Annotated in this window: 6 protein-coding genes; 3 read left to right on the top strand and 3 right to left on the bottom strand. The window is 43.2% G+C overall.

Annotated features, from left to right (window positions below):
* Both NJ959_RS18730 and NJ959_RS18725 read right to left on the bottom strand, forming a co-directional pair.
* Nucleotides 1-4,425: two-partner secretion domain-containing protein (locus NJ959_RS18730; RefSeq protein ID WP_254013257.1), on the bottom strand; the 4,425-nt coding region annotated here is incomplete at its 3' end.
* 253 nt (nt 4,426-4,678) lie between these two features.
* Nucleotides 4,679-5,890 (bottom strand): M20 metallopeptidase family protein, encoded by a 1,212-nt coding sequence (locus NJ959_RS18725; RefSeq protein WP_254013256.1) that lies wholly within the window; start codon nt 5,888-5,890, stop codon nt 4,679-4,681.
* Nucleotides 5,891-6,014: 124 nt separating this feature from the next.
* On the opposite strand from NJ959_RS18725, the gene NJ959_RS18720 reads away from it, so the two are divergent.
* Genes NJ959_RS18720 through NJ959_RS18710 form a run of 3 tightly spaced genes read left to right on the top strand, consistent with a single transcriptional unit; the run spans nt 6,015 to nt 10,086 of the window.
* On the top strand, nt 6,015-9,425 hold the full coding sequence (locus NJ959_RS18720; protein WP_254013255.1) for a class I SAM-dependent DNA methyltransferase: 3,411 nt from the start codon (nt 6,015-6,017) through the stop codon (nt 9,423-9,425).
* Nucleotides 9,426-9,475: 50 nt separating this feature from the next.
* Entirely contained in the window at nt 9,476-9,700 is a 225-nt protein-coding gene (gene vapB / locus NJ959_RS18715; RefSeq protein WP_254013254.1) for a type II toxin-antitoxin system VapB family antitoxin, read from the top strand.
* Nucleotides 9,700-10,086 carry a type II toxin-antitoxin system VapC family toxin gene (locus tag NJ959_RS18710; protein ID WP_254013253.1) on the top strand — a complete coding sequence of 129 codons (387 nt, stop codon included), beginning with the start codon at nt 9,700-9,702 and terminating at the stop codon, nt 10,084-10,086. The genes vapB and NJ959_RS18710 overlap by 1 nt, the downstream gene beginning before the upstream one ends.
* Here the strand turns inward: NJ959_RS18710 and bioD are convergent.
* Nucleotides 10,068-10,775, bottom strand: a complete 708-nt coding sequence (gene bioD / locus NJ959_RS18705; protein ID WP_254013258.1) for a dethiobiotin synthase — start codon at nt 10,773-10,775, stop codon at nt 10,068-10,070. The two genes, NJ959_RS18710 and bioD, sit on opposite strands and share 19 nt — an antisense overlap.
* Between the last annotated feature and the right edge of the window lie 53 nt (nt 10,776-10,828).

Raw genomic sequence — 10,828 nt, 5'->3', positions numbered from 1 at the left:
ATTTGGAGGTAAGGGATTTGGGGGATTTATTTCTGGGGTAATTAGTTGAATATCGCTGCCAGAAAGCCCCTGCTGATAAATACCGGGATATATTCCTGATCTTATTTGATTATCTGAACCAGTTGCGATCGCACCCACTGTACCATTTATCCCGTTATAATTCTGCCCGATCGTAAATGGAGTGTCAAGGCTACCACCTTGATGACGAATAATAATCGAGCCACTACCGATGCCACCTGCCGTAGAAAGACTTGCAGTGGTAAGATTGCGATCGCTAAATATTCCAGTAGCCCGGACAAATCTTTGGGTGGTAATATCTATATTGCCACCGATACCACTATCGCCACCTTGAGCATTTATCGAGGTAACTTCAATATCGTTTTGGGGATCTAAGGTAACGTTACCTCCATTACCAATAGTGGCACTGGAGTCAATTATCCCGGTTTTAATTGAAGTATGAGCAGAAATATTAATATCACCACCGCGATTTATGTCTGATGAATTGAGGTTCCCAGTTTCTACTGCACCTTGATTACTAGTGAGAGCAATATTAGCACCTTGAGTGGTAATATTTCTGGTGGTGATATTTTGGTTTGCCTCCATAGTAACTGGGGCATTACCTAATCCTGTAATATTTCCCGTTACTGTAATTGAACCATTTCCTTGGGGTGCTAGTATAGTCACCGGATTGTGGAAAGTCAAGTCCCCATTGAGTGCAATAGCACCACTACCATTATTGCTACCAATAGTCAGATTATTAAAACCATTGAAAGCACCGACTGCCGCCAGACTAAAATCTTGACTGCCATCCAATGGTTTGAGGACTAAGTTATTGCCAAAACCAGTAATATTTGAGCCAAAGCTAATCTGATTTGCTGTTAGTGACGATGAAGATAGCACTTCCAGGGCATTTTTCAGCTCTAGCTGATTTGCCGTTATATTTCCATATATTTGAGTTATGCCACCACCATCAGTTTTCAGAATATTTAGGGGATTGGCATTGCCAATAGTACTGTTAAATATAGTTATACCACCATTGAGGATTTCTAAAGTATAACCTCCATCAACAGTACCCTGAAAATCTATTTTCCCTGTACCGTTACTTAAAGTAACATCTTGTCCCAACAAAACGTTACCGAGGAAATTGATATCTTGATTTACTGTATCAATACCACCATTCAGGCTTATTGTTGCCCCCTTCAAGGTAATTGAAGCATTATCTGTCCCCTGAATCTGTCCATTTACAATAATATTTCCCGTACCTGACTGAACTTTTACCGGATCTTTAAATTGGGTAGCATTTAGTGTAATATCAGCATTACCATCAGCTCGTCCAATCGTAATAGAGGCAAATCCATCCTGGAATCCGTTGAGATTGGTTGTCGTTAAAGAGAATACCCCCCTAGTTGGGATATCCTTACCGATATCGATAGATTGATTTGGCTCTAAAGGCTGAAGTACTAGGTTTTTTCCTGTACCAGTCACCGTTGAGTTAAAATTAATCCCAGTGGCTGTCAGAGATAAGTCATTAGTAATTTCTACTGCATCTTGGAAGTCTAAATAGTTAGCTGTGACATTATTATTGAGCTTGGTTATCCCACCACTATCAGTCAGGAAACTTGCCAAAGGGGTAGTGCTACCAACTGCGCCATTGAAGGTACTTACACCAGAACTAGTTAGGGTAAAATTATAAGGACCATCAATAGTACCATTGAAGGTAATATTACCGCTGTTTGCTCCAGTATTTATCGTTACATCATTATTGAGGAGGACGCTGCTACTATTAAATGTAATGTCACCGCCTGTGGTAGAGATATCTGCACCCAGGGTAGTGGTTTGGCTGTTGAGAGTAATTGAGGTATTATTTACGCCAGTAATTGCGCCATTAACTGCGATCGCACCACCGGGAGATTGAATTTTCACAGGAGAGCGAAATTCTATCGGATTAACTGTGATATTACCCGTACCATCAACTCGTCCAATAGTGGTAGATGTAAATCCAGGTTGTAATAAAGCTAGTTTACTAGCTGTCAGGTCTAAAATACCAGCATCGCCACTATCGACCCCACCAATTGCGATCGCCTGATTTATGCTGTAAGGTTGAATGATAAGATCGCCAGTTCCTCTGACTGCTCGGTTTCTGGCAAAATCAATTTCGTTAGTAGTAAGAGTAATATTGCGCCCTGTCAAGCTTCCCGTAGGATTTGTACCGCCTAAAACAATACGATTCGCTGCTTCTAAATTAATATTACCCGTACTCCCAGTAGCACAAAAATTAGCAGTTATAAGACACGAAGATATCGATCCTTCATCCACCCGTGTAGTGTTAATGGTATCACCACTTTTAACAGTTATATTCCCACCATTAAGGGAACCTCGGCTGAGAATATCATCTCCTTCAACATTACCGCCTCCATTAACAGCGATATTACCACCAGTGCCACTTGTACCGTATGATAGTATATCACGAAAACTAATTTTTCCACCTCCATTGAGGGTAACATTCCCGCCATTGCCATTATTACCTATAGCGCGGAAATTAGCAGATTGGCTAATGTCCAAAATGATATTGCCACCAGCATTAGCGGTAATATTACCACCATTTCCCATATTCGCATCCGCATGAATCCGGAAACCATTAACATTTCCACGAGAATCAATAGCAACTGAACCAGCATTACCTATATTCGTTTTTGTGTCAATATTCCTGAATTGAATATTTCCAACTGTTAGTGATGGATTAGGATTATACTGATTGGTTAATAGCACCAAACCATTAGGTTGGGCAATAGTAATATTTGCGATATTAATATTGGCATTAGCTACTGCTCCAGGAAAAGTAGGAGTGGGATTCATGGGATTAGGAATAATAATATTCCCACCAGGCGCACCTCCTGGAAAGGCACTCCAATTTACTCCCGCCCTCACATCTAAAGTTGGTCTACTACTACCATCAACCGTCACCACTTCGCCATTGGATAAGGTGACTGTCGCCAAACTCCCAATGGTATCAATACCGTTAAAAAGGGTAGTATTTCCTGAGTGAATTGAGTTAGCAGCAGTATCTGTAGTCGTAATTTCTACAGAGCCTAAGTTAACACTACCTCCAGCCAGAATATGAAGGGAAGCCCCTGTATAATTTCCTAAAGAAACATTTCCTGCTGATAGAATAATTGGATCGTAAGGGCTAAATAAATTCCCCAAACTCCCATCCAATTTTTCGATCTGAAAATTACCTCCCGCCGTATAATGGGCATCACCGCCTATAGTATTAGCGGATCTCAATACCATATTGCTACCAGAAAACAACCAACTGCTAGAATTATTTAAAGCAAAAATATCAACTCCAAAGTTTCCTTGAACAAGGAGTTCCCCTCCAGCATGAGCAATAAAAGGATTAGCTAAACTATCTCGCACCCGCACAGTATTTTGAGCCAATAACTGTAAATCACCTGTTGTAGTTAACTGACTTTCGACTAATGTCAGGTTATTTGCTGCCGAAAGTACAGCACTTCCTCCAGTTACCCGATTAGCTACTACATCACCATTTTCCACATTTTGTAGCTTCCCGACTTCCCCAAGAAGTTGGGGATCTGTACCTGTGAGTAATTGAGGTAAAGATAGGGGAGTAAAGGGGATAGATGAATCAGGAGGTAAAGGAATCTCTAAACTTAAAAGATGTCCCGGTTGAGTCAAGCGTACTACATTACTACCCGATACAGAAGCTACAGTAATATTGCCATTGGTTGCAGTTAACTCACCTGTACTCGCTACAGTACCACCGATTAATGTCAGATTCTGTCCAGAATTTACACTAAGTTGTCCGCTATTGACAATAGCACCAGGTTGTGAAGTATTGAAAGCAAAAATGCTAGGCGTACCAATCAGTGTGGCATAATCGTTAACACCAGTCGCATTCAACCAGGTATTGCCAAAGCCGATACTTGTCGCAGTAGTAGCAGTGAAAGAGGCGGGAACATTTAGTTGAGCATTAGCGCCAAAAACAATCCCCGCCGGATTCATTAAGAATAGATGAGAATTTCCGCCAGTAACCTGAATTAATCCGTTAATAATAGATGGGTTTCCACCTGTAACGCGAGAGAGAATATTTTGAATGGAAGGATGAGAAAGGAAATTAGCAATTTGGTTGGCATCTAATCCAAACTGGCTGAAGCTGTGGAATAGATTAGCGCCATCCCCCGATAGAGTACCACCATTAATGTTGATACTATTGCCATTTGGAGTAACTAGCGTGCCTGTACTATCATCTGAAATAATTGGTTGAGCTAATCCTGGTTTAATTGCGATATTGAAGGCTGGCGTTGCCATCCCACTAAGTAAAGGAAAAACCTTAAGCATAAAGCTCAATGTTTTCCAAACATAGTGTTTTCTCCTTTCGATCGCAATCTTAATGGATACTGACATCTAATCCTCCTGAAATCGGGAAACTATCTAAATGATTCCCGTTAAATCGATATCTTGCAGCATCATCACCGTCAGGTAGGTTGTCATCACCAACATAATCATCCTCCCCCTTCCCTATTAGGGAAGGGGGCTGGGGGGTTAGGTGTTTCAACTTATTGAAAGGCGTGGAAGTTATCAGATGAAACAGACTTAAATATTAATTTTTACCAGCTATCCCAGACATAAATTGATATTGATGTGGCGAGAAAAAGTTTCAGACACAAAACTTTTCCACACAACGCACAAATATCTCCACACCCATAGCCAAGGCTGTTTCATCAAAGTCAAAGCGGGGATGGTGATGGGGATAGGCTAAATCTTTAGCGGGATTAGCCGAGCCTAAAAAGAAATAGCAACCAGGTACAGTATCTAGGAAAAATGACATATCTTCCCCACCCATAGTCTGACATTCTGGCACAATTCCGGCTGGAGTTTCCACTACCTGTGAAGCAATGGATTCTACGAGTTGGGCAATCTTGGGATTGTTGACGACAGGTGGATAGAGCCGCCAATACTTCAATTCGTAACTTGCACCCTGACTTTGGCAAACCCCTGCGATCGCTTGCTCCATACGTTTGCTAAAGTACCCTTCCATTTTAGGATTAAAATATCGAACCGTGCCACTCATTTTGGCGGTATTGGCAATGACATTATGGGCGGTGCCAGCATGGAGTTCCCCTACTGTTACCACAGCAGAGTCAATAGGGTCAACATTACGGGAGACAATAGTTTGGAGTGCATTAACCACTTGGGCACTGACGACAACAGCATCAACGGTTTGGTGTGGCATCGCCCCATGTCCGCCTTTCCCGAAAATGGTACAGTTAAAACACTCAACTGCTGCCATCAAAGGACCACTCCGGACACCTACAGTACCGAGAGGTAAATTATTCCACAAATGTAAACCAATAATTGCATCCACATCAGGATTTTTCAATACCCCTGCTTCAATCATCGGCACTGCACCTCCCAATCCTTCCTCAGCGGGCTGGAAGATAATTTTGACAGTACCAGCAAATAGGTGACGGTTTTGAGAGAGATAGTAGGCAGTACCGAGTGCGATCGCAATATGTCCATCATGACCGCAAGCGTGCATCATACCATCATGTTGCGATCGGTATGGTACATCATTTTCTTCTTGAATAGGCAAAGCATCCATATCCGCACGGATTGCTAATACCGGACCATTGCGATCGCTATTAATTGTAGCGACAATACCTGTTTTTGCAATACCCGTTTCATGGTCAATACCCCATTCTTGTAACTTCTTTGTCACAAATTCAGCCGTCAGTTGCTCTTGAAAGCCTAATTCCGGGCGTTGATGGAGATGTCTCCGCCAGGTAACAATTTGAGGATGCAAGGTGCGGATATCGAGGCGAATTTCTCCGGAGGCAATGGCATGGGGGCTGGGAAGAGTAGAGACCATTTTTTGGCAAATTATTAAACAGATATTATCCTATTCTAATTCCCATTGATTAAGTGTCAAGTAAAGGTTGAAGTATGAAGGTTGAAGTATAAAATAATAAAAAAACAAGCAGCAGGAATGAACCATGAACGAGGCAGATCGCACCCGAGTCGAAACATTCATCACTCGCTGGGCAGGTTCTAGGGGCAATGAGCGGGCAAACTACCAGCTATTTTTTGTGGAAATGTGCGATGCACTCGGAGTCGATCGCCCAATGGATAAAGGCAGAATTCTCAACGATCCTTACTGCTTTGATAAAGATGTCAAAATTTTTCACCCTAGCGGTAAAGTCACTCCAGGGTTCATCGATTTTTACAAAGCAGGGCATTTTTTAATCGAAGCAAAACAGGGTGGAACGACAAGCAAAAAAGGAACGGCAAAGCGGGGGACAAATACATATTTGCGAGAGATGGAAAAAGCATTTGTCCAGGCAGTTGCCTATACCCGCAATCTCCCCAGCAAACCGCCCTTTTTATTAACTTGCGATATTGGCGATCATTTTGAGTTATGGATGGGTTTTAGCGGTGAATATGGCGGCTATGGAGCGCGTCGAGAAATTGGGTTAGCGGATCTGCGAAAAGCAGATATTTTCGATCTGTTTGTCGATATTTTTACTAATCCCCAACAACGGAACCCAGAGAAGATTGCGGCGCGGGTGACGCGGGAAGTGGCAGGAGATTTGGCAGAGTTAGCAAAAGGAATGGAAGCAAAAATAGATCCACAGCAAGTCGCCCAGTTTTTGATGCGCTGTATTTTCACCATGTTTGCCGAAGATGTGGGATTGCTAAAGGAACATTTGTTTACCCAGGCGCTGGAAACGCGATGGATAAACAATCCGAAGATGTTTAAACCGGAGGTAGAAGCGCTGTGGCAGGCGATGAATGAAGGGACTAATTTTGGCTTTTATGGCCAACTTTTGCGGTTTAATGGGGGATTGTTTGCTGAGTCGCAGGCGTTTGCCTTGACAAAGACGCAGTTGGAAGTATTATTGCAGGCAGCAAAGCGGGATTGGCGGAATGTGGAACCTGCAATTTTTGGCACTTTGTTGGAAAGGGCGCTAGATCCGCGAGAGAGGAGTAAACTAGGGGCACATTATACGCCGCGATCCTATGTGGAAAGGTTGGTAAAACCTGTGGTGATGGAGCCTTTGGGCGATCGCTGGATTGCGGTACAAGCGGAGGTTAAACAGCTACTCAACGCAGGAGAATCGGAACCGACTGCAAATCAAAGGAAAAAAGCGATCGCAGTTTTAGAGGCATTTTTGACGGAGTTACGCGAAGTAAAAATTCTCGATCCGGCGTGCGGCTCTGGGAATTTCTTGTATGTGACATTGGATTTGTTAAAGGGGTTGGAATCGGAGGTGTTGCGGCGCTTGGAAGATGTCACCGGAGTGGCGCAATTGCGGTTAGATATCAATCAGGTGAATCCCCGTCAGTTTTTGGGAATTGAGATTAATCCGAGGGCGGCTGCGATCGCGGATTTGGTAATTTGGATTGGGTATTTGCAGTGGCATTTTCGGCGGTTTGGCGATTTGCCGCCTATAGAACCTGTATTGCGGGAATACAACAATATTGAATGCCGGGATGCGGTGTTGGAATATGACAAGATAGAGCCAGATGTGGATGGAGAGGGGAAGGTGAGAACTCGCTGGGGCGGGCGAATGATAAAAAGTCCAGTGACGGGGGAAGATATTCCCGATCCGACGGATAAAGTCACGATTTATCGGTATTTGAATCCAAGGGCGGCAGTGTGGCAGGAGGCGGATTATATTGTCTCGAATCCGCCGTTTATTGGAAAGCTCAAGATGCTTTTTAGGCTTGGGGAAGGGTATGTCAAAGCACTACGTGAGGCTTATAAAAATAAGGTTCCTGATAGTTGTGACTTCGTTATGTACTGGTGGTATAAAGCTGCAAAATTAGCTGCTCATAGTAAGATAGTTAAGTTTGGCTTTGTTACCACAAATAGTATTACTCAGACTTTCAATCGTCGTATCGTCCAAGAGGCTCTAACCGCTCCTAAACCTATTTATATAACGTTTGCAATCCCCGATCACCCCTGGATAAATAATGACGATTGTGCAGCAGTCAGAATTGCTATGACTGCTTGTGCAGCAGGAAAAGCAAGCGGAAAGCTTGAATCAGTTGTTGAAGAAAGAGGAGATCGAGACAGTGAAGATGTTAAAGTAGTGATTACCCAAAAAATTGGCTTTCTCCAAAGCGATCTGAGTGTGGGAGCTAACGTTGTTGGCGTACAACCTCTTCAAGCAAATTCAAAGCTTGCAGGCATAGGTGTCATGCTTGGTAACGATGGTTTTATTGTTGAATCAAATCTTGATTTGACTGATGAAGCATTTGTAATTAAACGGCTAACTAATGGTAGCGATATTCTGAAAAAGAGTAGAAATATAAAAGTCATTGATTTTTATGGAATGACTATAAATGAGGCACAAATCAAAGCCCCTAAAGCTTTCCATCAAGTTCTACTTAACGTCAAACCTGAGCGCGACTTAAATAATAGAGGATCGCGAAGAGATAATTGGTGGTTATTTGCAGAGACCATGCCTAAAACCCGTGATTCTATAAGCGAAATTCAGCGGTATATTCCTGTAGTATTAACTGCTAAACATCGCGTTTTTACATTCTTAGATTCAAGCGTTATCCCTGATGTGAGCATTGTTGCGATCGCTCTTGATGATGCTTATTTCTTAGGCGTTCTTTCTAGCCGAATTCATGTTACTTGGTCGCTAGCAGCAGGAGGAAGATTAGGTGTTGGAAATGACCCACGTTACAACAATACCGTGTGCTTCGACCCCTTCCCCTTCCCAACTCCAACCGAAACCCAAAAACAAACCATCCGGGAACTCGGAGAACACCTCGACAGCCACCGCAAACGAGTCCAAGCCACCCACCCCGAAATCACGATCACCGGGATGTACAACCTCCTGGAAAAACTCCGCAACGGCGAACCCCTCACCGACAAAGATAAAGCCTTCAACCAAAAAGCCCTAGTCTCCACCCTCAAACAAATCCACGACGAAATCGATGCGGCAGTATTTGCCGCCTACGGTTGGGAACCCAGCCTCACCGACGAGCAAATCCTAGAAAACCTCGTCACCCTCAACGCCCAACGCGCTGAAGAAGAGCGCAACGGAAATATTCGCTGGCTCCGCCCCGACTACCAAGCTCCCGGCGAAACCTACGCGCAACAAACCCTTGAAGGCATCACCACCGAAACCGAAACCCCCATTATCCCCACCCAACAACAACCCTTCCCCAAAACCCTCAAAGAGCAACTTTCCGCTATTCGCGATTTATTCCGTACCGAAAGCGGCGAATGGAGTGCCGCCCAAGTTACCGCCCATTTTAAAGAAGGCAATCGCAAACAAAAAGTTATTCTCGACTGTTTGGAAAGTCTGGAAAATTTGGGGATTTTGCTCAGTCATAATGAAAATGGCATCACATTCTGGCATCTGCCAGAAGTTGGAAAGGCTGGGTAAGTTTCCCTTGGCAATTGTTATCATAAGTTTATCCAGCAAGAGGCGATCTAATGCTAGAAACCACCATCCTAGAAACCCTGGTCAAGTTGCCAGATTCCCTGAAACAGGAAGTGCTGCACTATATAGAATTCTTAGCTGCAAAATATGCAAATAACGAGGTTACCATAAATCCTCCTCAAAAGAAACGTCAAGCCGGGATGATGAAAGGTACGTTTGTCTTACCGCTTGCTGATGATTTTGATGAACCATTAGAGGATTTCGAGGAGTATATGTAATGAGTGCATTGCTCCTCGATACCCACACATTCATTTGGTTTTCAGAAAATGCTCCTAACCTACCAGTTACCTTGAAAGAGCAGATTGAATCCGCCGATAGAGTCTATTTGAGTATTGCCAGTCTTTGGGAAATTGCAATCAAAATCAGCATTGGTAAGCTGACGCTGCAAGTAGACTATGCCAAGATCGAAGCTCAGTTACCTGGATCTGGCATTTTGCTACTGCCCATTTCATTTGTGGATACTGTACAGGTTCTTAATCTACCCTTCCATCATCGCGATCCATTCGATAGAATTTTAATTGCCCAAGCGATTAATCATTCTTTAGCTTTAGTCAGCCGTGATGAAGTGTTTGATGCTTATGTTGTTCAAAGACTATGGGTATAAACTCGACTGCTATAAACTAATTTCTCTATATCCAAATCCGAAGCAACTTGAGCCAATTTCACCAAATCCTTAGCGTCAGACAAATAAGGCAAAATACCCAAAATCGGTACATTAGTCAGAGATTCAATCAGATTAATCGGTGTCCAATCAGCAATTTCCTCCTCGGAACGAGGCTCAACGCAATTGAGAACAATACCTTGCAATTGCACCCCACACTGACGCGCCAAAGCGACATTCGCAACAACCTGCGCGATCGCACCCAATTGGACAGGCACTACCAAAACCACAGGTAACCGCCAATCCCGTGCCAAATCAGCCACTGTTAATTCATGAGTAATAGGCGAACCCAAACCTCCCAATCCTTCCACCAAAACCAAATCTCTACTTTGTTGCAATTTTTCAAAAGCTTGCCAAACCAATCCTAAATCTATCTTTCGCCCTTCTCGATCGGCAGCGACAGGTGGTGCTACAGGTGTTTTAAACTGTAATGGAGTAATTTCTCCAGAAGTTTGATTCAGCTTAAATAAAGTTTGATATAGTTCGCAATCTCCAATCCCTGTTTGAATTGGCTTAAAAATGCCTAACTGTTTTTGGGGATAGTATTTTTGGTAATAAGCAGCAATAGCACAGGTGAGAACCGTTTTTCCCGCGTCGGTATTCGTCCCAGAAATTAATAATTTATCCGTCATTTGTTGTTTGTTGTTTGTTGTTTGTTGTTTGTTGTTTGTTGTTTGTTGTTTGT

The organism is Limnofasciculus baicalensis BBK-W-15, from assembly GCF_024178385.1.
Taxonomy (GTDB): Bacteria; Cyanobacteriota; Cyanobacteriia; order Cyanobacteriales; family Coleofasciculaceae; genus Limnofasciculus; species Limnofasciculus baicalensis.
The sequence above is the reverse complement of the archived record's forward strand: the minus strand, read 5'-3'. Positions and strand labels throughout refer to the sequence as shown.